The sequence below is a fragment of the Pseudomonas sp. 13B_2.1_Bac1 genome (assembly GCF_025466155.1).
GTDB classification, from domain to species: domain Bacteria; phylum Pseudomonadota; class Gammaproteobacteria; order Pseudomonadales; family Pseudomonadaceae; genus Aquipseudomonas; species Aquipseudomonas aylmerensis.
This window is the reverse complement of record NZ_JANLOH010000026.1, coordinates 73,312-96,868: the sequence shown is the minus strand read 5'-3', so window position 1 is coordinate 96,868 and position 23,557 is coordinate 73,312. Positions and strand designations below refer to the sequence as shown.

Annotated in this window: 27 protein-coding genes; 10 read left to right on the top strand and 17 right to left on the bottom strand. The window is 62.3% G+C overall.

The window, feature by feature from the left end; all coding sequences use genetic code 11:
• Positions 1–79: 79 nt before the first annotated feature.
• From rsmD to NTD80_RS06075, 3 genes are read right to left on the bottom strand one after another with little or no spacing between them, the layout of a single operon-like run.
• Positions 80–697, bottom strand: coding sequence for a 16S rRNA (guanine(966)-N(2))-methyltransferase RsmD (gene rsmD, locus NTD80_RS06085; RefSeq protein ID WP_065902177.1), 618 nt, complete (start codon positions 695–697; stop codon positions 80–82).
• Positions 697–2,187 carry a M16 family metallopeptidase gene (locus NTD80_RS06080; protein WP_120450351.1) on the bottom strand — a complete coding sequence of 497 codons (1,491 nt, stop codon included), beginning with the start codon at positions 2,185–2,187 and terminating at the stop codon, positions 697–699. Before NTD80_RS06080 ends, rsmD begins: the two co-directional genes overlap by 1 nt.
• Positions 2,180–3,535, bottom strand: a complete 1,356-nt coding sequence (locus NTD80_RS06075) for a M16 family metallopeptidase (RefSeq protein ID WP_262132648.1) — start codon at positions 3,533–3,535, stop codon at positions 2,180–2,182. The genes NTD80_RS06080 and NTD80_RS06075 overlap by 8 nt, the downstream gene beginning before the upstream one ends.
• Before the next feature lie 231 nt (positions 3,536–3,766).
• Here NTD80_RS06075 and ftsY point away from each other — a divergent pair, with 231 nt between their 5' ends.
• The 4 genes from ftsY (at position 3,767) to rpoH (ending at position 7,838) form a co-directional block, all read left to right on the top strand.
• On the top strand, positions 3,767–5,167 hold the full coding sequence (gene ftsY, locus NTD80_RS06070) for a signal recognition particle-docking protein FtsY (RefSeq protein ID WP_262132647.1): 1,401 nt from the start codon (positions 3,767–3,769) through the stop codon (positions 5,165–5,167).
• Positions 5,164–5,835: a cell division ATP-binding protein FtsE gene (gene ftsE / locus NTD80_RS06065; RefSeq protein ID WP_003213784.1), complete on the top strand. Its 672-nt coding sequence runs from the start codon at positions 5,164–5,166 to the stop codon at positions 5,833–5,835. Before ftsY ends, ftsE begins: the two co-directional genes overlap by 4 nt.
• Positions 5,832–6,854 (top strand): permease-like cell division protein FtsX, encoded by a 1,023-nt coding sequence (gene ftsX, locus NTD80_RS06060; protein WP_106802384.1) that lies wholly within the window; start codon positions 5,832–5,834, stop codon positions 6,852–6,854. The genes ftsE and ftsX overlap by 4 nt, the downstream gene beginning before the upstream one ends.
• Positions 6,855–6,983: 129 nt before the next feature.
• A complete protein-coding gene (gene rpoH, locus NTD80_RS06055; protein WP_003176698.1) occupies positions 6,984–7,838 on the top strand; it encodes an RNA polymerase sigma factor RpoH in 855 nt (284 codons plus the stop codon).
• A 97-nt stretch (positions 7,839–7,935) separates the two neighbouring features.
• On the opposite strand, the gene mtgA is transcribed toward rpoH, so the two are convergent.
• Positions 7,936–8,658, bottom strand: coding sequence for a monofunctional biosynthetic peptidoglycan transglycosylase (gene mtgA / locus NTD80_RS06050; protein ID WP_120450346.1), 723 nt, complete (start codon positions 8,656–8,658; stop codon positions 7,936–7,938).
• Between the two features lie 74 nt (positions 8,659–8,732).
• On the opposite strand from mtgA, the gene NTD80_RS06045 reads away from it, so the two are divergent.
• From NTD80_RS06045 to trmB, 4 genes are all read left to right on the top strand, one after another.
• Complete coding sequence (locus NTD80_RS06045; protein ID WP_065902165.1) at positions 8,733–9,113, top strand: DUF423 domain-containing protein; 381 nt, start codon at positions 8,733–8,735, stop codon at positions 9,111–9,113.
• Between the two features lie 71 nt (positions 9,114–9,184).
• Positions 9,185–9,385 carry a sulfur carrier protein ThiS gene (gene thiS / locus NTD80_RS06040; RefSeq protein ID WP_262132645.1) on the top strand — a complete coding sequence of 67 codons (201 nt, stop codon included), beginning with the start codon at positions 9,185–9,187 and terminating at the stop codon, positions 9,383–9,385.
• Positions 9,386–9,448: 63 nt separating this feature from the next.
• Positions 9,449–10,243, top strand: a complete 795-nt coding sequence (locus NTD80_RS06035; protein WP_015886353.1) for a thiazole synthase — start codon at positions 9,449–9,451, stop codon at positions 10,241–10,243.
• Positions 10,244–10,252: 9 nt separating this feature from the next.
• Positions 10,253–10,978, top strand: a complete 726-nt coding sequence (gene trmB, locus NTD80_RS06030; protein WP_065902164.1) for a tRNA (guanosine(46)-N7)-methyltransferase TrmB — start codon at positions 10,253–10,255, stop codon at positions 10,976–10,978.
• 138 nt (positions 10,979–11,116) lie between these two features.
• Here the strand turns inward: trmB and NTD80_RS06025 are convergent, their stop codons facing one another.
• The 9 genes from NTD80_RS06025 to NTD80_RS05985 form a co-directional block, all read right to left on the bottom strand.
• Complete coding sequence (locus NTD80_RS06025; RefSeq protein WP_016972961.1) at positions 11,117–11,440, bottom strand: DUF3392 domain-containing protein; 324 nt, start codon at positions 11,438–11,440, stop codon at positions 11,117–11,119.
• 18 nt (positions 11,441–11,458) lie between these two features.
• Positions 11,459–12,661 carry a radical SAM family heme chaperone HemW gene (gene hemW / locus NTD80_RS06020; RefSeq protein WP_262132641.1) on the bottom strand — a complete coding sequence of 401 codons (1,203 nt, stop codon included), beginning with the start codon at positions 12,659–12,661 and terminating at the stop codon, positions 11,459–11,461.
• Positions 12,658–13,254: an RdgB/HAM1 family non-canonical purine NTP pyrophosphatase gene (rdgB, locus tag NTD80_RS06015; RefSeq protein ID WP_065902158.1), complete on the bottom strand. Its 597-nt coding sequence runs from the start codon at positions 13,252–13,254 to the stop codon at positions 12,658–12,660. The genes hemW and rdgB overlap by 4 nt, the downstream gene beginning before the upstream one ends.
• Positions 13,251–13,685 (bottom strand): DUF4426 domain-containing protein, encoded by a 435-nt coding sequence (locus NTD80_RS06010; protein ID WP_065902156.1) that lies wholly within the window; start codon positions 13,683–13,685, stop codon positions 13,251–13,253. The genes rdgB and NTD80_RS06010 overlap by 4 nt, the downstream gene beginning before the upstream one ends.
• A 21-nt stretch (positions 13,686–13,706) precedes the next feature.
• Entirely contained in the window at positions 13,707–14,327 is a 621-nt protein-coding gene (gene metW / locus NTD80_RS06005) for a methionine biosynthesis protein MetW (RefSeq protein ID WP_016972957.1), read from the bottom strand.
• A 7-nt stretch (positions 14,328–14,334) separates the two neighbouring features.
• Entirely contained in the window at positions 14,335–15,474 is a 1,140-nt protein-coding gene (locus NTD80_RS06000; protein WP_065902154.1) for a homoserine O-acetyltransferase, read from the bottom strand.
• 188 nt (positions 15,475–15,662) lie between these two features.
• Complete coding sequence (locus NTD80_RS05995) at positions 15,663–16,250, bottom strand: YggT family protein (protein WP_065902151.1); 588 nt, start codon at positions 16,248–16,250, stop codon at positions 15,663–15,665.
• A gap of 24 nt (positions 16,251–16,274) precedes the next feature.
• Entirely contained in the window at positions 16,275–17,093 is an 819-nt protein-coding gene (gene proC / locus NTD80_RS05990; RefSeq protein ID WP_213554054.1) for a pyrroline-5-carboxylate reductase, read from the bottom strand.
• Positions 17,094–17,126: 33 nt separating this feature from the next.
• The gene (locus tag NTD80_RS05985) at positions 17,127–17,813 is read right to left on the bottom strand and encodes a YggS family pyridoxal phosphate-dependent enzyme (protein ID WP_262132635.1); all 687 of its coding nucleotides are present in this window, start codon (positions 17,811–17,813) and stop codon (positions 17,127–17,129) included.
• 57 nt (positions 17,814–17,870) lie between these two features.
• Between NTD80_RS05985 and NTD80_RS05980 the strand changes: the two genes are divergently transcribed.
• Positions 17,871–18,905, top strand: a complete 1,035-nt coding sequence (locus NTD80_RS05980) for a type IV pilus twitching motility protein PilT (protein ID WP_262132634.1) — start codon at positions 17,871–17,873, stop codon at positions 18,903–18,905.
• A 305-nt stretch (positions 18,906–19,210) separates the two neighbouring features.
• On the opposite strand, the gene NTD80_RS05975 is transcribed toward NTD80_RS05980, so the two are convergent.
• Positions 19,211–19,849 carry a C40 family peptidase gene (locus NTD80_RS05975; RefSeq protein WP_106802391.1) on the bottom strand — a complete coding sequence of 213 codons (639 nt, stop codon included), beginning with the start codon at positions 19,847–19,849 and terminating at the stop codon, positions 19,211–19,213.
• Between the two features lie 250 nt (positions 19,850–20,099).
• Here NTD80_RS05975 and NTD80_RS05970 point away from each other — a divergent pair, with 250 nt between their 5' ends.
• Entirely contained in the window at positions 20,100–20,528 is a 429-nt protein-coding gene (locus NTD80_RS05970) for an NINE protein (RefSeq protein WP_065902141.1), read from the top strand.
• A gap of 144 nt (positions 20,529–20,672) precedes the next feature.
• Here the strand turns inward: NTD80_RS05970 and NTD80_RS05965 are convergent, their stop codons facing one another.
• From NTD80_RS05965 to pyrR, 3 genes are read right to left on the bottom strand one after another with little or no spacing between them, the layout of a single operon-like run.
• Entirely contained in the window at positions 20,673–21,944 is a 1,272-nt protein-coding gene (locus NTD80_RS05965; protein ID WP_065902139.1) for a dihydroorotase, read from the bottom strand.
• Entirely contained in the window at positions 21,941–22,945 is a 1,005-nt protein-coding gene (locus tag NTD80_RS05960) for an aspartate carbamoyltransferase catalytic subunit (RefSeq protein WP_065902138.1), read from the bottom strand. The genes NTD80_RS05965 and NTD80_RS05960 overlap by 4 nt, the downstream gene beginning before the upstream one ends.
• A 24-nt stretch (positions 22,946–22,969) precedes the next feature.
• On the bottom strand, positions 22,970–23,476 hold the full coding sequence (pyrR, locus tag NTD80_RS05955) for a bifunctional pyr operon transcriptional regulator/uracil phosphoribosyltransferase PyrR (RefSeq protein WP_065902137.1): 507 nt from the start codon (positions 23,474–23,476) through the stop codon (positions 22,970–22,972).
• Positions 23,477–23,557: the final 81 nt, after the last annotated feature.

Sequence of the window (23,557 nt, the reverse complement as noted above, 5' to 3'; positions counted from 1 at the left end):
GCTGCTGCGCAGCCCGACGCGGGGCAAGCCAGCTCACCACAACAAGCTTGCTCACCACAGCAAGCCCGCTCACCACAGATTAAGCGACGCTGTCGACCAACCGATGCCACAACGCGTAATACACTCGACCGGACTTCTGCTCGCGGTGCAGGCGCCAGGCGCCAGGCAAGCCGAGGGTCGATGGCGCGGTCTCGCTTTCAGTGTAGATCCACGCATCCGCTGCCAGCCATTGGCGCTCTTCGAGCAAGGTGCACACGGCGGGCAACAGGTTCTGGTTGAACGGTGGGTCGAGGAATACCACGTCGTATTCGCTTGCCGGCTGGGTTTCCAGATAGCGCAGCGCGTCGGCGGTTTGCACCTGGCCGTTGGTGCAGCGCAGGGTGCCGAGGTGTTCCTTGAGGCTGGACACCGCCACATTGCTTGCATCCAGCGCCTGGGCCTGGGCTGCGCCACGGGACAGCGCCTCGAGGAACAATGCGCCGCTGCCGGCAAACGGATCCAGCACTTTGGCCCCGCCGATATACGGCGCGAGCCAGTTGAACAGGGTTTCACGCACGCGGTCAGGCGTGGGGCGCAGGCCGACGACGTCGGGGAAGCTCAGCTTGCGGCTGCCCCATTCGCCACCAATGATGCGTAGTTGGCCCACACCGTTATGCACGTTGTGGACAGGTTTTTTCGGGCGAGATGAACTGGCCATTAATGCTCCGGAACCCCGAGCGGCTGCTCGGCGGGTTTGTCAGTGGGGGGCGGTAGTGGCTTTTGCGCAATCGTCGGGCCGGCGGTCACGATGACCATCTTGTCGGCGCTCAAGTGTTTGTTCATGGCAGCCTTGACCTGCTCTACGGTCAGGGCCTGTGATTGTTTCATGAAATCTTCAAGATAGCTCAGCGGCAGGTTGTAGAAACCCATCGCGCCCAGTTGCCCGACGATGTCCGCGTTGCTGGCGGTGGACAATGGGAAGCTGCCGGCCAGCTCACGCTTGGCGTCGTCCAGTTCCTTCTGTGTCGGGCCGGTCTTGAGGTAGTCGGCCAGCACGTCCTCGACCAGGCGCAGGGTGCCACCGCTCATTTCGGCGCGGGTCTGCAGGTTGATCATGAACGGGCCGCGCACCTGCATCGGCGAGAAACCGGAGTACACGCCGTAGGTCAGGCCGCGCTTCTCGCGCACTTCGCTCATCAAGCGCGTGCCGAAACCGCCGCCGCCGAGGATCTGGTTGCCCAGGGACAGGGCTGCGTAGTCCGGATCGGCGCGGTCGATGCCCAGTTGGGCGAACAGCAAGTGCGTCTGCTTGGACGGGAACTCGATATGGCTCAGGCCCGCCTTGGGTTCGGTCGGCTGGGCAATCTTGGCCAGCGCCGGGCCCTTGGGCAACGACGCCGAGACCTTGGCCGTCATGGCTTCGGCTTCGGCGCGGGTCAGGTCGCCGACCACGGCGATCACCGCATTACCTGCTGCATAAGCCTTGGCGTGGAACGCCTGCAACTGCGCGAGGGTAATCTTCGGGATGCTTTGCGGCGTGCCTTCGCTCGGGTGCGCGTACGGGTGGTCGCCATACAGGCGCTTGAACAGCTCCAGGCTGGCCAGCTTGGCGGGGTTCTGCTTCTGGTACTCGAAGCCGGCGAGAATCTGGTTCTTGATCCGCACAAGAGAGTCGGCAGGGAAGGTCGGCTTGCCGATCACCTGGTCGAACAGTGCCAGGGCGGCGTCGCGTTTATCGCTGTCGCTGAGGCTGCGCAGGGATACCAGAGCCATGTCGCGATAAGCGCCATTGCCGAAGTCGGCGCCCAGGCCTTCAAAACCGCTGGCGATCTGGCTGACGTCCTTGCCCGGCACGCCTTCGTTGAGCATGGCGTTGGTCAGCAGTGCCACGCCTGGGGTGTTGCCGTCCTGGCTGCTGCCGGCGGCGAACAGGATGCGCATGTCGAACATCGGCAGTTCATGGGCTTCCACGAACAGCACCTTGGCGCCTTCGGCGGTGGTCCAGGTCTGCACGTCGAGCTTGCGGTTGGTCGGCGCCTTGCCGTCCAGCTCCGCCAGCGATTGCAGCGTGTTGGCCGATTGCGCCGTGTCCAGCGCCTGGCTGGCCATCGAGTCGCTCGGGCGCAGGAAATACACGGCACTTGCCGCGATCAAGGTGACGACGATCAAGCCCGGCAGGACCAGGCGGCTGCTTTTGCGATCACTCATGAGCGGTCTCCTCAGGCATAACATGGGCGACGCTCAGACGTTCGCGGGTGAAATAGGTACGCGCGGCTTTCTGGATATCTTCCGGGGTCACGCTTTGCAGGTCGGCCAGTTCGGTGTCCATGAGCTTCCAGGACAGCCCCACGGTTTCCAGCGAGCCGATGGCTGTGGCCTGGCTGGTGATGGAATCGCGCTGATAGACCACGCCGGCGATCACTTGGGCGCGGATGCGCTCCAGTTCTTCGGCGGTCGGCGGTTTGGACTTCAATTCTTCCAGCAGGCGCCACAGGCCCGCTTCGGCTTGGGCGACGGTCTTTTTCTTCTGCTGGTTCGGCGTGGCGGTCAGGGTGAACAGGCTGTCGCCACGGGTGTAGGCGTCGTAGCTGGTGGATGCGGCGGAGACCAGCTCCTCACCGCGCTCCAGTCGCTCCGAAATACGCGCGCTGTAGCCGCCGTCCAGCAGGGCCGAGATCAGGCGCAGGGCTTGTACCGAGCGCTTGTCTTCGGCGGTGGCCAGGCCCGGGACGTTGAAACCGAGGATCACGCTCGGCAGTTGGGTCTGCACACGCATCGTCAGCAGGCGCTCGCCAGGCTCGGCCAGCTCCATCGGGATCTTGGCGGGTGGCACGTCGCGCTTGGGAATCGGGCCGAAGTAACGCTGGGCCAGGTTTTTCACCTCGTCCGGGGTCACGTCGCCGACCACCACCAGGGTGGCGTTGTTCGGCACATACCAGGATTGGTACCAGTGGCGCAGCTCTTCGACCTTCATGCGGTCCAGGTCGGCCATCCAGCCGATGGTCGGCGTGTGGTAGCCGCTGGCGGGGTAGGCCATGGCCTTGAAGCGCTCGTAGGCCTTGGACATCGGATTGTCGTCGGTGCGCAGGCGGCGCTCTTCCTTGATCACCTCGATTTCGCGGCTGAACTCGTCGGCCGGCAGGCGCAGGCTGGCCATGCGGTCGGCTTCGAGCTCGAAGGCAACACCCAGGCGGTCACGGGCCAGCACTTGGTAGTAGGCGGTGTAGTCATCGCTGGTGAAGGCGTTTTCTTCGGCGCCCAGGTCGCGCAGGATCAGCGACGCTTCGCCGGGGCCGACCTTGGCGCTACCCTTGAACATCATGTGCTCCAGGGCGTGGGACAAACCGGTCTGGCCCGGGGTTTCGTAGCTCGAACCGACCTTGTACCAGACCTGGGAAACCACCACCGGCGCGCGATGGTCTTCGCGCACGACCACCTTGAGGCCGTTATCCAGGGTGAATTCGTGGGTGGGTTGTGGGTCGGCAGCCAGGGCTGAGAGAGGCAGACAAACTGTGCTGAACAGCAGGCCTGCGGCGTGGCGGGCTAGAGCATTCATTCGTTTTTAAACCTGTTGGGCTGCCCGCTTGGTCTTAGCGTCGGCGGGCGAGGAGGTGCTAGGATACTGATCGGATTTAAGGACGGCCACTGCGGCAGTCGTGTTGAGGCCGTTTTAGGCCTTACGAAATGTTGCGCATGAACGAGCTGGCTAAAAAACAGTCTGTTACGCATCGAATTTTATTTACCGACGCCCCCCCAGGCGCGTCGCTACCTTGAGATAGCCGTCTCCATGTTTGGTTCCAACGACGACAAGAAGACCCCAGCTGCGGCTGGCGAGAAGAAAGGCCTGTTCGGATGGCTGCGCAAAAAGCCGCAGGAAACCCCCGTCGCCGAACAGCCGCAGGTTCCAGCCGAACCGATCCCGGACCCTATAGTAGAAGCCGAACCGGTTGCCGAAGCGCCGGCGCCGGTGGTATTGCCGATGGCCGAGCCGGTGCTGCAGCCGCTGGCCGAGGTTGAGCCAGAGCCAGAGCCGCAACCAGAGCCCGAGCACAAGCCATGGCCGCAATTGCCGGTGGCCGAAGAGCCCGTGGCACTGGTTGAAGATGTACAGGCCGAACATGTGGCGCCGCCGATTCCGGTGGTCATTGAGCCGCAGCCGGTTGTCGTTGAAGCGCCAGCACCGGCACCGGTGGTGGTCGAGCCAGTGTTTGCCGCCCCTGCCGTCATCGAAGCGCCTGCCGCGCCTGTCGAAACCAGCAAGACCGGTTTCTTCGCCCGCCTCAAGCAAGGCCTGAGCAAGACCAGCGCCAGCATCGGCGAAGGCATGGCCAGCCTGTTCCTGGGCAAGAAGGTCATTGATGACGAGCTGCTGGAAGACATCGAAACCCGCCTGCTGACCGCCGACGTGGGCGTCGAAGCCACCGCGGTGATCATCCAGAGCCTGACCCAGAAGGTCGCGCGCAAGCAGCTGACCGACGCCGATGCCCTCTACAAATCCCTGCAGGCCGAGCTGGCGGCGATGCTCAAGCCGGTGGAAGCGCCGCTGGTGATCACGCCGAACAAGCCGTTCGTGATCCTGGTGGTCGGTGTCAACGGCGCCGGCAAGACCACCACCATTGGCAAGCTGGCGAAGAAGCTGCAGTCGGAAGGCAAGAAAGTCATGCTCGCTGCCGGCGACACCTTCCGTGCCGCTGCCGTGGAGCAGTTGCAGGTGTGGGGTGAGCGCAACAAGATCCCGGTCATCGCCCAGCACACCGGCGCCGATTCCGCCTCGGTGATCTTCGACGCCGTGCAAGCCGCCAAGGCCCGTAACATCGATGTGCTGATCGCGGATACCGCCGGTCGCCTGCACACCAAAGACAATTTGATGGAAGAGCTGAAGAAAGTCCGCCGCGTGATCGGCAAGCTCGACGCCGACGCGCCGCACGAAGTGCTGCTGGTGCTCGATGCCGGTACGGGCCAGAACGCCATCAGCCAGGCCAAACAATTCAACCAGACGGTGCAACTGACCGGCCTGGCATTGACTAAGCTCGACGGCACGGCCAAGGGCGGTGTGATTTTCGCCCTGGCCAAACAGTTCGGGTTGCCGATTCGTTATATCGGCGTCGGCGAAGGTATCGACGACCTGCGCACTTTTGAAGCCGAACCCTTTGTACAGGCACTGTTTGCCGAGCGGGAGCGTTCATGATTCGATTCGAACAGGTCGGTAAACGCTATGCCAACGGGCATGTCGGCTTGCATGAGCTGAGCTTTCGAGTACGGCGGGGCGAGTTCTTGTTTGTCACCGGCCACTCTGGCGCCGGCAAAAGTACCCTGTTGCGCCTGCTGCTGGCGATGGAACGCCCGACCACCGGCAAACTGCTGCTGGCCGGCCAGGACCTGGCCACCATCAGCAATGCACAGATTCCGTTCCTGCGCCGCCAGATCGGCGTAGTGTTCCAGAACCACCAGTTGCTGTTCGATCGCACGGTGTTCAACAACATTGCCTTGCCGCTGCAGATCCTCGGGCTGTCCAAGGCCGAGATCGTCAAACGCGTGGATTCGGCCCTGGAGCGCGTGGCGCTGTCGGACAAGACCGACCTCTACCCCGGCGACCTGTCCACCGGCCAGCAACAGCGCGTCGGCATTGCCCGCGCTATCGTCCACCGTCCGGCCTTGCTGCTGGCGGACGAACCGACCGGTAACCTCGACCCGCGCCTGGCGGCCGAGATCATGGGGGTGTTCGAAGACATCAACCGCCTGGGCACCAGCGTGCTGATCGCCAGTCACGACCTGGCCCTGATCGCGCGTATGCGCCATCGCATGCTGACCCTGCAGCGCGGCCGCCTGATCGGTGACGGGGAGGCTGGCGTATGAGTGCTACTCGCAGCCCCAAGGTGTCCGAACGCGTGGCGCCGAAACCGGCCGATCCGCAGCCGAAAAAGAAAAAACACGACGAAGACGACGGTCCTGACTTCAGCACCTTGCTGCGCGCCTGGATCGAAAGCCACCGCGCCAGCCTGCTGGACAGCCTGCGTCGCCTGGGCAAGCAACCGATCGGCAGCTTTTTCACCTGCCTGGTGATGGCTGTGGCCCTGAGCCTGCCGATGGGCCTCTCGCTGCTGCTCAATAATGTCGAGCGCCTGGGCGGCTCCTGGCAGCGTGCGGCGCAGATTTCGCTGTACCTGAACCTGGATGCGAGCGCCAAAGACGGCGAGACCCTGCGCGATGACATCAAGAACCTGCCGGGTGTGGCCGATGCCGAGTACATCAGCCGCGACCAGGCCCTCGAGGAGTTCCAGCAGCAATCCGGCCTGGGCGAGGCGCTGAAGGAGCTGCCGCAGAACCCACTGCCGGGCGTGGTGCTGGTGACGCCGAATGAAGTCGACAAGCCGGCGCTGGAAGCCCTGCGACAAAAACTCGCAGAGCTGCCCAAGGTACAACAGGCGCAACTTGATCTAGTCTGGGTTGAGCGGCTGGCGGCAATTCTCAAGCTGGGTGACCGGTTTGTGTTCGGCCTGACGGTGTTGTTGGTGTCTGCATTACTTTTGGTGATAGGTAATACCATTCGTCTTCATATTGAAAACCGTCGCACCGAGATAGAAGTGATTAAACTGGTCGGCGGCACGGACAGCTATGTGCGTCGGCCTTTTCTGTACATGGGCGCGCTTTATGGCTTCGGTGCCGGGATTTTGTCCTGGGGCGTGCTGGCGTTTGGCTTGAACTGGCTGAACGACGCGGTAGTCGGGCTTGCCGGCTTGTACGGCAGTGATTTTGCCCTGGCCGGCGTGCCAGTGGCCGATGGTCTGTCGCTCTTGCTTGGCGCGGTCCTGTTGGGGTATATCGGTGCTTGGATTGCGGTCGCACGGCATTTACGTGAGTTGGCGCCGAAGTAGTTAATGTCAAGGTAATGTGGTTTCGTTTGTATTGACCGTATCAGTGGTTTAGGGAACTTGTCCTACGGTTCCCGGTCAATTTTCGCAGTGCTGAACTGCACGAGTTATGTGAGTCGGAGGTTTTTTCGTATGACCACTTCTTTGCAACCTGCTTATGCTTTGGTCCCGGGTGCGAACCTGGAGGCCTATGTGCACACGGTGAACAGCATTCCATTGCTGACACCGGAGCAGGAGCGTGAACTGGCCGAGAGTCTCTACTATGAGCAGGATTTGGGGGCGGCTCGGCAGATGGTGCTCGCCCACCTGCGTTTTGTCGTACATATCGCCCGTAGCTATAGCGGCTACGGCCTGGCCCAGGCTGACCTGATCCAGGAAGGCAACGTCGGCCTGATGAAGGCTGTAAAGCGCTTCAACCCGGAGATGGGTGTGCGCCTGGTGTCGTTTGCTGTGCACTGGATCAAGGCGGAAATTCACGAGTTCATCCTGCGCAACTGGCGCATCGTGAAAGTCGCGACCACCAAGGCCCAGCGCAAGCTGTTCTTCAACCTGCGCAGCCAGAAGAAACGCCTGGCGTGGCTGAACAACGAGGAAGTCCACCGCGTGGCTGAAAGCCTCGGCGTGGAGCCGCGTGAAGTGCGCGAGATGGAAAGCCGCCTGACTGGCCATGACATGGCGTTCGACCCGGCCGCCGAAGCGGACGACGACAGTGCTTTCCAGTCGCCGGCCAATTACCTGGAAGACCACCGGTACGATCCGGCGCGTCAACTGGAAGACGCCGACTGGAGTGACAACTCCAACCACAACCTGCACGAAGCGCTGGAAGTGCTGGACGACCGCAGCCGTGACATCCTCTACCAGCGCTGGCTGGCGGAAGAAAAAGCCACGCTGCACGACCTGGCGCAGAAGTACAACGTGTCGGCCGAGCGGATTCGTCAGCTGGAGAAAAGCGCGATGAACAAGCTGAAGTTGTCGATCGCCGCTTAAAACGCTGCGAAAAGCCAAAAAAATGCCCCGATCGAAAGATCGGGGCATTTTTGTTTGTGCGCAAAACCCAGAGGCTCACGCAATCCCTGGTAGGGTCTCAGTCGGACCACGGCGCCTTGCGGGAGTTATTCAACTCCACCAAGTAACCATCCCCACCCAACTGGCTCATCTGCTGGCGAATCCACGCGGCTCGCCGCGCCACATAGGCGGTCGGATGGCTGGCACTCCACACCCGGGGGTTGGGCAGCACCGCCGCCAGGTAGCTGGCCTGCTGACGGGAGAGTGCCTTGGCACTCACCCCAAAGTGATGCCGCGCGGCAGCCTCGGCGCCAAACACGCCTTCATCCCATTCCACGCTATTGAGGTACACCTCAAGAATCCGCTGTTTGGGCCAAAGCACCTCGATCAACCCGGTAAACCAGGCCTCCAGGCCCTTGCGCAGATAACTGCGGCCGGCCCACAGGAACAGGTTTTTCGAGACCTGCTGGCTCAGCGTACTGGCGCCACGGATCGAACCACCGCGCTCGTTGTGCAGGATCGCTGCCTGGATCGCGCCGAAATCAAAGCCCCAGTGTTGCGGGAAACGCTGGTCTTCACCGGCCATCACCGCCACTTTCAGGTCATCGGAGATCTGGTCCCACGGCACCCAGGTACGTTGCAGGTCAATCGGCTCACCGTCGAACCAGGATTCGACCTTGCGCTCCACCATCAACGCGGTGAAGGGGGGCGGGACAACACGAAACAGCAGCACCAGCAAGACACTGCCGATGGCGAACCATTTCACGACTTTGAGAAAACGATTGAAGAGGAGACGCAGCATAGAGATGGCTTGGCCGAACCCGTTGAGCGGGCCATTATACAGACCCGGCCCTTTGAGTCTGACTGGAGTTCCTCATGCTGCGTGGTTTTCTGATGTTGGCTGCTTTTTTCGGCTTCACCGGTGTTGCCCTCGGCGCCTTCGCCGCCCATGGCCTGAAAAACCGCCTGAGCGCCGACTACCTGGCGATCTTCCATACCGGCGTGACCTATCAGCTGGTACACACCCTGGCACTGTTTGGCGTGGCGCTGCTGGCCGCACATATTCCTGGCCGGTTGGTCGGCTGGGCGGGCATCTCGTTTGCCGTCGGCATCCTGTTGTTCTCCGGCAGCCTGTATGTGCTGACCCTGACCGGCATCAGCAAACTGGGGATCATTACCCCGTTCGGCGGGTTGGCGTTTCTGCTCGGCTGGTTTTTCCTTGGCCTCGCTGCCTGGCGCTTGCAGCTGACCGCTTGACGCTTGGAGCTGACCTTTGGGTCCCAATCGGGCTAGAATGCTGGCCCCTAAAAACGATGGCGGCCCGTGGCATGCGCATTCAGTTGAACGGCGAATCCTTTGAACTGCCCGACGGTGAAACCGTTGCGGCCCTGCTGACCCGTCTGGACCTGACCGGGCGTCGCGTCGCAGTGGAGCTCAACCTGGATATCGTCCCGCGTAGCCAGCACGCCGAGACCTTGCTCACCGAAGGTGACCAGGTCGAAGTGGTCCACGCCATCGGCGGCGGCTAGCCCGTCCGGCGCCTGTGCGCCACCGCGTATTCTGCAGAACCTCACCCACACAGAGGATTTCCCATGAGCATCGTTCGTAGCGACAAGCCCTTCGTCCTGGCCGGTCGTACCTACCAGTCCCGCCTGCTGGTCGGCACCGGCAAGTACCGCGACATGGAAGAAACCCGCCTGGCCATCGAAGCCTCGGGTGCCGAGATCGTCACCTTCGCCGTGCGCCGCACCAACCTCGGCCAGATCGAAGGCGAGCCAAACCTGCTCGAAGTGCTGTCGCCGGATCGCTACACCTTCTTGCCCAACACCGCCGGTTGCTACGACGCCATCGAGGCTGTGCGCACATGCCGCCTGGCCCGTGAGCTGCTCGATGGCCACAACCTGGTGAAGCTGGAAGTGCTGGCCGACCAGAAAACCCTGTTTCCCAATGTGATCGAAACCCTCAAGGCCGCCGAAACGCTGGTCAAGGAAGGCTTCGACGTGATGGTCTACACCAGCGATGACCCGATCATCGCGCGCCAACTGGCAGAAATCGGCTGTATCGCCGTGATGCCGCTGGCCGGCCTGATCGGTTCCGGCTTGGGCATCTGCAACCCGTACAACCTGCAGATCATTCTCGAAGAAGCCAAGATCCCCGTGCTGGTGGATGCGGGCGTGGGCACTGCCTCCGACGCCACCATCGCCATGGAGCTGGGCTGCGACGCGGTGCTGATGAACTCGGCCATCGCTCACGCCCAGCAGCCGATCATGATGGCCGAAGCCATGAACCACGCCATCGTCGCGGGCCGCCTGGCCTACCTCGCCGGTCGCATGCCGAAAAAACTCTACGCCAGCGCCTCTTCGCCGCTGGATGGTCTGATCAAGTAAGAGCTATTGATGACTGAATCAAACGAAACGCCGAACACCGTGGACGAAGGTGACGAGTCCAAGCACCGCCGCATCAAGAGTTTTGTGATGCGTGCCGGGCGCATGACCGAAGGCCAGCAAAAGGGCCTGGAGCAGGGCACGCCACTGTTCGTCCTGCCGCTGGCCGATGCGCCGGTGGACTACGACCACGTCTTCGGCCGTTCGGCCCCGCGCTCCCTGGAAATCGGTTTCGGCATGGGGCACTCGCTGCTGGAAATGGCCGCTGCCTCGCCGGAGCAGGATTTCATCGGCGTGGAAGTACACCGTCCGGGTGTCGGCGCGCTGCTCAATGGCGTGCTGACCCAAGGCCTGACCAACCTGCGGGTGTATGACTGCGACGCGATCGAAGTGCTCAACCGCTGCATCGCCGACAACAGCCTGGATCGCCTGATGCTGTTCTTCCCCGATCCATGGCACAAGGCCCGTCACCACAAGCGCCGCATCGTCCAGGCGTCCTTCGCGGAACTGGTGCGCAGCAAGCTGAAAGTCGGCGGTATCCTGCACATGGCCACCGACTGGGAGCCGTATGCTGAATACATGCTGGAAGTGATGAATGTCGCCCCTGGCTACCGCAACCTGGCCGAAGACGGTAAATGCGTGCCACGCCCGGCCGAGCGGCCGATCACCAAGTTCGAGCGCCGCGGCGAGCGGCTTGGGCATGGTGTTTGGGATTTGAAGTTCGAGAAACTGGCTTAATCAGCTGGAAACCTGAAGTGCAATCAACTGTGGGAGCTGGTTTGCCTGCGATAGCATCACCTGGGTATCACTGATACACCGAGGTGTCTGCATCGCAGCCAAGCCAGCTCCCACAGTTGTTTTGCGGTGCGCTCTAAATCAGCGGCGGTCTGCAACTACGCCAATCAATACCAGCACCACCACCAGCACCGGTGCGAGGCTGTAGTTATTGAACTGGCTCAGCCCCCGCACGATCCACGGCGTGGCGTAGATCAGCGCGGCGCCGCTGCCGATCATGCACACCAGGGCCATCAACGGCACGCGCAACGCTCCGGCGATGCTGCCCAGGCGCGCTTCGACCCAGCCTTTGATATCGGCGCCAAACAACACCAGCAAACAGCCGACCAGGGCCAGGGAGATTTCCGACAGGTTGCTACGGCTCCAGCGGGATACGGTGGCGAGCAGGTCGAGTACCAGATCCATTCGATTTCCTTAGAGCGATCAGCTCAAAAACTTCTGCAACAGGTCATTGAGAAAGAGTTGCCCGCGGTCAGTGGCCGCCAGGCGTGACGGTTCGACCTGCATTAAGCCACTTTGTTCTGCCTCGCGGCGCGCGGCGTCCAGGCTCGCCAGCGCAAGGCCGGTGCGTTCGGCGTAGAGCTTGGCGTCGACACCTTCAGTCAGGCGCAGGGCGTTCATCAGGAACTCGAACGGCAGCTCCTCATTGGTCAGTTCTTTCGCTCCGGCCTGGAAGCTTTTGGCCGGGTTGAGGTAGTCCTTCGGCGCACGGGTCTTCCAGGTGCGCACAATGCGCCCGTCCGGGTGGCTGAGCTTGCCGTGGGCGCCGGCACCGATACCGATAAAGTCGCCGAAGCTCCAGTAGTTCAGGTTGTGCCGCGCCGGGCGACCTGGTTGGGCATAGGCCGAGACCTCATATTGCGCGTAACCGTGTTCGGCCAGCAGCGCCTGGCCGGCTTCCTGGATGTCCCACAGCGTGTCGTCTTCCGGCAGCGCGGGCGGCTGGTTCCAGAACACGGTGTTGGGTTCCAGGGTCAGCTGGTACCAGGACAAGTGCGTCGGCTTCAGTGCGATGGCCTGGCGCAAGTCGCTCAAGGCGTCGTCCAGGGACTGATCGGGCAGCCCGTGCATCAGGTCCAGGTTGAAGTTATCAAACCCGGCCTGGCGCGCCATGCCGGCAGCGCGCACGGCTTCATCGCCATTGTGGATGCGCCCGAGCGCCTCGAGCTTTTCCTGCTGGAAGCTCTGGATGCCGATCGACAGCCGGTTGATCCCCAGCTTGCGGTAGGCCACGAACTTCTCTTGTTCGAAGGTGCCGGGGTTGGCTTCCAGGGTGATCTCGATATCGCTGGCGAACGGGATGCGTGCTTCCACGCCCTTGAGCAGGCGGCCCAGCGCGGCGGCGCTGAACAGGCTCGGCGTACCGCCGCCGAAGAAGATCGAACTCAGTTCCCTGCCATAAACGGCATGCAGGTCCTGATCAAGGTCGGCCAGTAACGCGTCGACATACTCTTCTTCCGGCAGCATTGCGCTGGCGGTATGGGAGTTGAAGTCGCAATACGGGCATTTGCGTACGCACCACGGGATGTGGATATACAGCGCCAGGGGCGGCAGGTGGGGCAGGGCCGCCCGTGGTGTTTGCGCGCCACCGTGGATCAGTGGCTGCGCAGAGGTGTTCTGGGTCATTTCAGGCCCAGGCGTTGGCGCAGCAAATCCATTGCGCGGGCGCGGTGGCTGATCTGGTTCTTGTCGGCGGGGCTCAGTTCGGCGCTGGAAACATTACGCTCCGGCACCCAGAACAGGGGGTCATAGCCAAACCCGTGCTCGCCGCTGGCCGCGTGCAGGATGCGCCCGTGCCACAGGCCTTCGCAGAGGATCGGCAGCGGGTCATCGGCATGCCGAACCAGGGCCAGCACGCAGACGAACTGTGCGCCGCGCAGCGCATCCGGCACGTCCTTGAGGGCGTCCAGCAGCTTGGCGTTGTTGGCCGCATCGCCCTTGCCGTCGGCATAGCGTGCCGAATAGATGCCAGGGGCGCCGCCGAGGAAGTCCACCGCCAGGCCCGAATCATCCGCCAGCGCCGGCAGGCCGGAGATGCGTGCGGCGTTGCGAGCCTTGAGGATGGCGTTTTCGACGAACGACAGGCCGGTCTCTTCCGGCTCGACCTGGCTGAATTCGCCAATCGAGCGCAGCTGCACGGACTCACCGAGCATGGCCTGGAGTTCTTTGAGTTTGCCGGCGTTATGGCTGGCCAATACGAGTTGGGTGAGGTTCATCATTGCGCCGGAAACAGTTCTTGGTTGAATTGGAAGCTATGAGCCTTGCCACCGGTTTCAACATTGATGGTAAAGATCTTGACCTCTTGCTGCGGTACGGAATAAGGCGCCAGGTAATTGGTCGCGCCTTTTTCGGTGATCTGCTTGAACGTCAGCACTTCGCTCTTGCCGCTCAAGTCCTTGATGGTGCCAGTCACCTGCGCCACCACGGGCGTTACGCCCTTGAATACCGAAACGTTGATCAACCCCTTGTTCTTGCTGCGTACAACGCCTACCTCCTGGGCGGTTTCCGGTTGCAGGAAACTCGAGGTAAACGTGTTGTAACGCACGGTGATATCGCCAAATTCCTTCGTGCGATTGGGGTCGATAGCGTCGGCAGCCATGGCATTGGCCCCAAGCAGTGTGGTCAGTAGAAAAATAGCCAGGCGACTCATGATCGTCCCTCTTGAAGGTGATTAGACGGCAATCTTGTGGTCCGTCAGGCCAGGACTGCTGACCCGGTAAATACCGATTTCGCCCAACAGATTGGGCCATAGCTTACTCGCCCAGCCGTGGCGGTGCTGTTGATCGACGGCAAGGCGATTGATCACCTTGGCTTCACGCTCGCCACACAGGGCTTCGAAGTCTTCGAAGGTGCAGAAGTGAATGTTCGGCGTGTTGTACCAGGTGTAGGGCAGGAAGTCCGACACCGGCATGCGGCCTTTGGTGGCCAGGTACCAGCGGCAACGCCAGTGGCCGAAGTTGGGGAAAGTGATGATGCACTGGCGGCCTACGCGCAGCATTTCGTCGAGGATGCGGTCCGGATAGTGCACGGCCTGCAGGGCCTGGGTCATCACCACGATGTCGAAGCTGTTGCTGGCAAAATTGCCCAGGCCCTTGTCCAGGTCCTGCTCGATCACGTTGATGCCCTTGGCCACGCACTGGGCGATGTTGTCCGGGTCGTTTTCCAGGCCGTAGCCGGTGACTTGCTTGTTGTCGCGCAGCCAGCTCAGCAGTTCGCCATCGCCGCAGCCAAGGTCGAGCACGCGGCTGCCGGCGGGGATCCAGTCTTGGATGATTTCCAGGTCGGCTCTCATGGCGTTCTCACAAAGTAATGCGGTTCATGTAATTGCCGAACGCCTGCAGGTAACGCGGGATCGGGATCAGGAAGGCGTCGTGGCCTTGCGGAGCATCGATCTCCAGGTAGCAGACGTCTTTGCGCGCAGCCATCAGCGCGTCCACCAGCTCACGGGAGCGGGCCGGCGAGAAGCGCCAGTCGGTGGTAAACGACATCACGCAGAACTTGGCCGTGGCAGCTTCGAACGTTTTCGCCAGGTCATCGTCATGGTTGGCTGCCGGGTCGAAGTAGTCCAGAGCCTTGGTCATCAGCAGGTAGGTGTTGGCGTCGAAACGCCCGGAAAACTCCTCGCCCTGGTAACGCAGGTAGCTTTCGACCTGGAACTCGACGCTGTGGAAGTCGTAGTTGAGCTTTTCACTCTTGAGGCCACGGCCGAATTTCTCGCCCATGGAGTCATCGGACAGGTAGGTGATATGCCCGACCATCCGCGCCAGCATCAAGCCGCGCTTGGGGATCACGCCGGCTTCCTGGAACGAACCGCCGTGGAACTCGGGGTCGGTGAGGATGGCCTGGCGCGCCACTTCGTTGAAGGCGATGTTCTGGGCCGACAACTTGGGGGCCGAGGCGATTGCCAGGCAGTGGCGCACGCGATCCGGGTAGGTGATGGTCCATTGCAGGGCCTGCATGCCGCCCAGGCTGCCGCCGATCACGGCGGCCCATTGGGCGATGCCCAGCAGGTCGGCGAGGCGTGCCTGGCTGTGCACCCAGTCTTCCACGGTCAGCACCGGGAAGTCGGCGCCGAATGGCTTGCCGGTTTCCGGGTTGAGGCTGCTGGGGCCGGTGGAGCCGTTGCAGCCGCCGAGGTTGTTCAGGCTGACCACAAAGAACGTGTTGGTGTCGATGGGCTTGCCGGGGCCGATGCAGCTGTCCCACCAGCCGGGCTTGCGCTCGTCGACGCTGTGGTAGCCGGCGGCATGGTGATGGCCGGACAAGGCGTGGCAGATCAGCACGGCGTTGCTCGCCGTGGCGTTCAACTGGCCGTAGGTTTCATAGATCAGGTCGTAGGCAGGCAGCGAACGGCCGCAGGCCAGGGCCAGCGGTTCGCTGAAGTGCGCCACTTGGGGCACGACCAGTCCAACAGAATCGGGGGGGAAGGCAGCTGGCATCGACCCTGCTCTCGTTTAAATGAGGCGTAAGTCTAAAGACCGCTGCACCCAGCGGCAAGCAAAGGCCTGCACCGGTAGGCAGATACAAAATGTGGGCGCCGATTTGCCTGCGATGCGGGCACCTCGGTGTTGGGGTTACACCGCTGTGCTGCTATCGCAGGCACGCCAGCGCCCACATTTGTTCAGCGTCAGATCAGGCCGAACAGTTCCTTGGGCATGAACGCATAGAACGCCAGGCGTGGAATCACCCAGCTTTGCACCAGCTGGATCGCGATAAACGCGAAGATCGGCGAAATATCCAGGCCGCCGAGGTTGGGGATCAGGCGACGGAACGGCGCCAGCACCGGCTCGGTGATCTGGTAGACCAGTTCGGCACCCGGGCTACGGCTGCCGGGAGCGACCCAGGAGAGGATCACGCTGATGATCATCGACCAGAAGATGATCTTCAAAAACAGCGAGAAGATGCCGATCAGCGCCCAAGGCAACAGCAGCACAGTGAAGGCCTGGTAGCCATTGAGCATCAGGATCACCGCGAACAGCAGGATCTGCAGCAGCAGCGCCAGCACCAGTGACGACATGTCCAGGCCGAACAGGCTCGGGATCACCCGGCGCAGCGGCTTGAGCAAGGGCTGGGTGGCCTTGACCACGAACTGGCACAGCGGGTTGTAGAAGTTCGCCCGCACCAGTTGCAGGATAAAGCGCATCAGCACGATCAGCAGGTACAGGCTGCCCAGGGTCTGGATGATGAAAATGGCAGCGTCATTGATTCCGAGCATGTTTGTTTCCTATGTAGGGGACGACTATTTGCCCAGCTGCTCGGCCATTTCAGCCGAACGATGTGCCGCGGCACCCAGAGCTTTTTCGACCAGGGCTTCAAAGCCGCCGGCCTGGAACGATTCGATAGCCGCCTGGGTGGTGCCACCTGGAGACGTCACGCGACGGCGCAGCTCGGCGGCGTCAACTTCGCTGCCAACGGCCATCTTCGCGGCGCCCAGGGCGGTTTGCTCGGCCAGTTGCTCGGCGACTTCGTGGGGCAGGCCGAGTTTCACGCCAGCGGCGGTCATGGCTTCGATCAGCAGGAAGAAGTATGCCGGGCCACTGCCGGAGACGGCAGTGACGGCGTCCAGCTGTTGTTCCTGTTCCAGCCACAGGGCAATGCCTACGGCAGACAGCAACTCCTGGGCCTGGTCGCGCTGTTCGGCGCTCACTTCGGCGGTGGCGTACAGGCCGCTCACGCCCTGGCGCAGCAGCGCCGGCGTGTTGGGCATGCAGCGCACGATCGGCTGTGCGCCGAGCCAGTTGTTCATGCTGGCGCAGGTGATGCCGGCAGCGATGGACACCACCAACTGGTGTGGCTGCAGGCTCGGGCGCAGGCTTTCGCACACGGCTTTCATGGCTTGTGGCTTGACGGCCAGCACGATCACATCGACGCCGCTGATGGCCTCGGCGTTGTCGGCAAAGGTTTGAATACCGTGTTCGGCGCTGATGCGGGCACGGGTGTCGTCACCGGGGTCGCTGGCGCGGATCTGCGCGGCGTCCAGGCCTTTGGCCCGCAGGCCGCCGATCAGGCTGGCCGCCATGTTGCCGGCGCCGATAAAGGCAATTCGCGTGTTGCTCATGACAGGTCCTTATTCAGATGGATGTCAGCCATTTCATGGCTGGCCGTAGTCGCGGGCGCCAAACAGGGCGGTACCGATCCGCACCCAGGTGGCGCCTTGGGCGATGGCCGACTCGAGGTCGTGGCTCATGCCCATGGAAAGTGTGTCGAGCGCCAGGTTCAGGCTGGCTTGCAGCTCGCGCACGGCAGCGAACGCTGCATCTTGTGCGCTTCGATCTTCAGTCGGCTCAGGGATCGCCATCAGTCCGCGCAGCTTCAGGCGCGGCAGGGCGCTGATGGCGTTGGCCAGGGCCGGCAGGTCGGCGGGTGTACAGCCGGACTTGCTGGCTTCGCCGCTGACATTGACCTGGATGCAGATATTCAGCGGCGGCAGGTCGGCCGGGCGTTGTTCGGACAGGCGTTGTGCGATTTTCAGGCGGTCCACGGAATGCACCCAAGCGAAGTTCTCGGCGATCGCGCGAGTCTTGTTCGATTGAATGGGGCCGATGAAGTGCCAACTCAAGGGCAGGTCGGTTAATTGCGCCTGTTTGCCCAAGGCCTCCTGCAGATAGTTCTCGCCGAAGTCGAGCATGCCGGCGGCATAGGCTTCGCGCACGGCTTGCGCGGGCTTGGTCTTGCTCACGGCCAGCAGGTGGATGCTGCTTGCGTCACGTTGCACGGCGTCGGCTGCAGCGCGGATGCGCTGGCTAACCAGGCCGATGTTGTCTGCTATCGTCGACATTCAAGATGCGCCCGTGGATATGGAGTCCGCGGCATTCTACTGGAAATGGAAAGCCCTATGGATATCACTGAATTGCTCACGGCCAGCGTGCGTCGTGGCGCCTCTGACCTGCACCTGTCGGCAGGCCTTGCACCCATGTTGCGAATCGATGGCGAGGTTTGGCCGCTGGATTGCCCGGTGCTTTCGGCCCCGCAAGTGGCGGACTTGTTGAGCCCGTTGCTGAACAAATACCAGCAAAAGGATTTCGAAACATCTCTTGAAACGGATTTCGCCTTCGCGCTGCCCGGGCTGGCGCGGTTCCGGGCGAATGTGTTCCAGCAAGATCGCGGCATGGCCGCGGTGTTTCGCACCATTCCCTCTGAAGTCCAGAGCCTGGAAGGCCTTGAGTTGGGCGAGGTGTTCCGGCGTATCGCCCAACTGCCGCGCGGCCTGGTGCTGCTGACCGGGCCGACCGGGTCCGGCAAGTCCACCACCCTGGCGGCGATGATCGACTACCTCAACCAGCACCGACGCCAGCACATCCTCACGCTGGAAGACCCGATCGAATTTATCCACACGCCGAAATTGGCGCTGATCAACCAGCGCCAGGTCCACCGCGACACTCATAGCTTTTCCACGGCCTTGCGCTCGGCACTGCGCGAAGATCCGGATGTGATCCTGGTGGGTGAACTGCGCGACCTGGAAACCATCCGCCTGGCGCTGACGGCCGCTGAGACCGGCCACCTGGTCTTTGGCACCCTGCACACATCGTCGGCAGCAAAGACCGTGGACCGCCTTGTGGACGTGTTCCCGGCGGGGGAAAAAGCCATGGTCCGCTCGATGCTGTCGGAGTCGCTGCAGGCGGTGGTGGCCCAAGTGCTGGTCAAGAAGATAGGCGGCGGGCGGGTGGCGGCCCATGAAATCATGCTGGCCACGCCGGCCATTCGCAATTTGATCCGCGAAGACAAGGTGGCGCAGATGGTCTCGGCGATTCAGACCGGCGGGGCGTTGGGGATGAAGACGCTGGACATGAGCTTGAAGGCGTTGGTCAGCGAAGGGCTGGTCAGCCGAGAGGATGCACGGGAGAAGGCGAGGGTGCCTGCAGATATCTAGAGAGCGCTGATATCAATGTGGGAGCAACTGTCGAGCCCGATTGAGGCTGCTAAGGCGGCATTGCGGGCATTTTCTTTGGCTGACACACCGCTTTCGCAGCCTCGCCAAGGCTCGACAACTCCCACAGGGGATAATCCGCTGTGTGATCGCAATATTCGACGCGACGCAGGTTCAATGTGGGAGCTGGCTTGCCTGCGATAGCGCACTGTCAGGCGACATCTCTGCCACTGACACACCGTCATCGCAGGCAAGCCCGCCCCCACATTTGATTGCATTTCAAGCAGGAGGGCGGCTGCCGGTTGGGTCTAGCGCTGCACGACGCGCAGGTTGCTGTTTTGCTCTTTAGGCAGAACGCGCTTGGCAATCACGTAGTTCTTGTCCCAGAACGGCTTTTTCAGCGTGTCGATGCTGACGGCCTTGCCACGACGTGGTGCGTGGATGAAGCGGTCGTTGCCCAGGTAGATGGCTACGTGGTTGACCTGGCGGCTCTTGAGCTTGAAGAACAACAGGTCACCCGGTTTCAGGTCCTTGCGCTCGACCTTCTGCCCGTGGCCGGCGGCCATGGCGTTGGAAGTACGTGGCAAATCCACTGCGGCGACGTCGTTAAACGCATATTTCACCAAACCGCTGCAATCGAACCCTTTACTTGGGCTGCTGCCGCCCCAACGATAAGGTGTACCGAGCACGTTGACGGCGCGGCTGAGGACGTTGCTGCTTTGCTTGGTGTTGGCGGCAACCAGGTGTGTCGCCGATTTGCCGTGCACCGTGCTCAGTTGAGTCGGGCGGTTGACGGTCTGCTTTACCGACTTGGCCGTGCTTGGCGTGCTGTGGACTTTAGGGGTGAAACCGTTGACGTTAGGAAGTCGTTGCTCACGATTGGTGGCGTGGGCGGCCAGTGGCATTAATAGGCAGATGGTTAGCCATGTCTTGAAAAATGGTCGCATTAGGCGTGGCTCTTATGGGTTTGCGCGCAACTTTATAACAGCTTTTTGTGCTGTTCTCAGGCCGTTTGTCGACTGAACCTTGGGGTCAAATTCAGGAAAAACGCGACGAATCGCCGCAATTGTCCTACACAAGTCAGGTGGCATAAGGCTTTCAGGGCAGTGAAGATACCATTGGCCGTACGTCGGGCGCCCGTAAAAAAGTCACAAAGAAAGTGAAAAAATTTATCTATCGAGGCAAAAGAGGTACTGCATGAACACCTATCAACAGATTGGTCCGCAGCAAGATACCCACAGCAAGGTGATTGGTTACCTGCTCTGGATTTTCGGTTTTACCGGCGCACACCGCTTCTATTACGGCAAGCCCGTGACCGGTACGATCTGGTTTTTCACCTTCGGCCTGTTGGGCATCGGCTGGCTGATCGACCTGTTCCTGATCCCGGCCATGGACCGTGAAGCGGACCTGCGTTTTACCGCCGGGCCCATCGAATACAACGTGGCGTGGATTCTGTTGGCGTTCCTTGGCGTATTCGGCGTGCACCGCATGTACCAGGGCAAATGGATCACCGGCCTGATCTACCTGCTGACCGGCGGGTTGTTCCTGGTGGGGGTGCTGTATGACTTCTGGACGTTGAATACCCAGGTCTCGATCCGCAATGCCGAGCGCAACAGCGGACGATAAATTTCTTCCGCCTGGAGGAAATCAAATGTGGGAGCTGGCTTGCCTGCGATGCAGGCACCTCGGTGCAACAGGCAACCCGAGGTGATGCTATCGCAGGCAAGCCAGCTCCCACATTGACCGTGCCCACATTAGCAATGTGCTGTATCAGGCTTGGTAACTGATCCGCCCATCCACCAAGGTGTAGCGCACCGTCGCCGGCAGGCTATGGCCGATGAACGGGCAGTTTTCACCCTTGGACAGCCAGTGCTCACCGGCCACCGTGGAGCTGGCCGGATCAAACAGCACCAGGTCCGCTGCTGCACCCACCGCCAGCTTGCCCGCCGGCAGGCGCAGGGCTTCGGCCGGGCCGGCACTCAGGCGTGCCAACAGGGTTGGCAGGTCCAGCAGGCCGTCTTCCACCAGGGTCATCGCCAACGGCAGCAACAGCTCTACGCTGCTGATGCCCGGCTCGGTCGCGCCAAATGGCGCCAGCTTGGCATCCCGCTCGTGGGGCTGGTGATGACTGGAGATCGCCGAGACCACACCGGATTTGACTGCCGCACGCAACCCTTCACGGTCGGCCAGGGTGCGCAGGGGCGGCTGTACGTGGTACAGGCTGGAGAAGTCGATCAGCGCCTCGTCCGTCAAAATCAGCTGGTACAGGGCGACATCCGCCGTCACCGGCAAGCCGCGAGCCTGCGCCTGGGCGATCAGGGCCACGCCGCGAGCGCTGGTCAGCTGGCTGAAGTGCGCGCGCACGCCGCTTTGTTCCACCAGCAGCAGGTCGCGGGCCAGGGCCACGGTTTCCGCAGTCTCCGGAATGCCCGGCAGGCCGAGGAAGCTGGCGACCGCGCCTTCATGGGCCAGGCCGCCTTCCGCCAGGTCGCGGTCCTGGGAGTGGAAGATCACCGTCAGGTCGAAGGTGGCCGCGTATTCCAGGGCGCGGCACAACGTGCGGGTGCTGCGAAAGCTTTCCAGGCCGTTGCCGAAGGCCACGCAGCCGGCGTCGCGCAGGGCGATCAGCTCGGCGAGTTGTTCGCCTTCCAGGCCTTTGCTCAGGGCGCCGATCGGGAACACCTTGCAATTGCCGGCTTCGCGGGCGCGGTCGAGGATCAGCTCGGTCACGGCCGAGGTGTCCAGCACGGGCTTGGTGTGTGGCGGGCAGCACAGGCTGGTCACGCCACCGGCCGCGGCGGCGCGGGTTTCGCTGGTGATGTTGCCTTTGCGGCTGTAGCCCGGCTCGCGCAGGGCGACGTTCAGGTCGACCAGCCCAGGCGCGGCCACCAGGCCTTTGGCGTCGATGGTCTCGCTGGCGGCGAAGCCTGCGGGCGCCGCGCCGAGAGCGATGATCTTGCCGGCTTCCAGATGAAGATCGGTAACTTGATCCAGGCCACTGGCCGGATCGATGACTCGGGCGCCGAGAATGCTGAGCTTCACTGGGCCTTCTCCTGCTCGAATTGACGTTGCGCGGTTTGCCCGCTCATGGCCATGGACAACACCGCCATGCGCACGGCGATGCCGTAGGTCACCTGGTTGAGAATCACCGACTGGTTGCCGTCGGCCACCGCCGACTCAATCTCCACCCCGCGGTTGATCGGGCCGGGGTGCATCACGATGGCATCCGGCTTGGCCCCGGCCAGGCGCGCGGTGGTCAGGCCGAACAGGCGGTAGAACTCGCCTTCGCTCGGCAGCAGGCCACCGGCCATGCGCTCGCGCTGCAGGCGCAGCATGATCACCACGTCCACGTCCTTGAGGCCTTCGGTCATGTCGGTGTAGACCTTCACGCCGTATTGCTCGATGCCGATCGGCAGCAGGGTTTTCGGCGCGATCACGCGGATATCCGGGCAACCCAGGGTTTTCAGGGCCAGCATGTTCGAGCGCGCGACCCGCGAGTGCAGGATGTCGCCGACGATGGCCACCGAGAGGTTTTCAAAGCTGCCCTTGTGCCGACGGATGGTGAGCATGTCGAGCATGCCCTGGGTCGGGTGGGCGTGACGGCCGTCGCCGCCGTTGATGATCGCGACCTGCGGGCACACGTGCTCGGCGATGAAGTGCGCGGCACCGGAGTCGCCGTGGCGGACCACGAACATGTCGGCGGCCATGGCTTCCAGGTTGCGCAGGGTGTCGAGCAGGGTCTCGCCCTTGCTCGCCGACGACGTCGACACGTTCAGCGTGATCACGTCGGCCGACAGCCGCTGGGCCGCCAGTTCAAAGGTGGTGCGGGTGCGGGTGGAGTTCTCGAAGAACACGTTGCAGATGGTCTTGCCGCGCAGCAGCGGGACCTTCTTCACCGCCCGCCCACCGACTTCGAGGAACGAGTCGGCGGTGTCGAGGATTTCGGTGAGCAGTTCGCGGGGCAAACCGTCGAGGGACAAGAAATGTTGCAACTGGCCCTGAGCATTGAGCTGCAGCGGGCGCTTGGCATCTAGAGGCGTCATCGCGGGGACTCTTTACAAGGCGGTTTAAAGGGCAAGGTCTTGCAGTTCGAGTTCGAGCGGCGTAGGACCGGACAATTTTACCCGCTGGTGGGCTGAAAGCGACAGGGTGGCGCCGACCACGTCCGGGCTGATCGGCAGTTCGCCGGCGTCCAGGTCCAGCAGGCAGACCAGGGTCACGCTGGCCGGGCGGCCATAGTCGAACAGCTCGTTCATGGCGGCGCGGATGGTGCGGCCGCTCATCAGCACGTCGTCGATCAGCACCAGGTGCTGGCCTTCGATCTCGAATGGCAGGGCCGACGGGCGCACTTGCGGGTGCAGGCCGTTTTGGCTGAAGTCGTCGCGATAGAAGGACACATCCAGGGTGCCCAGGGGCGAATCGCTGCCCAGTGCTTCCAGCAGCGCCTGGGCCACCCACACACCGCCGGTGCGAATGCCGATGAAGCGCGGTTCGCTGATGGCGCGGTGTTGCAGATGGGCCGTCAGGCTCGTCGCCATCTGGCTGATCAGTTCGGCGGGATTGGGCAGGCTCATGGTGGCTCCTTCTAGGCCTTGCGCGGTGGGGTGACGGCAAGGTCCGGGCTCAAACGTAAAAAGACGCGGCAAGCCGCGTCA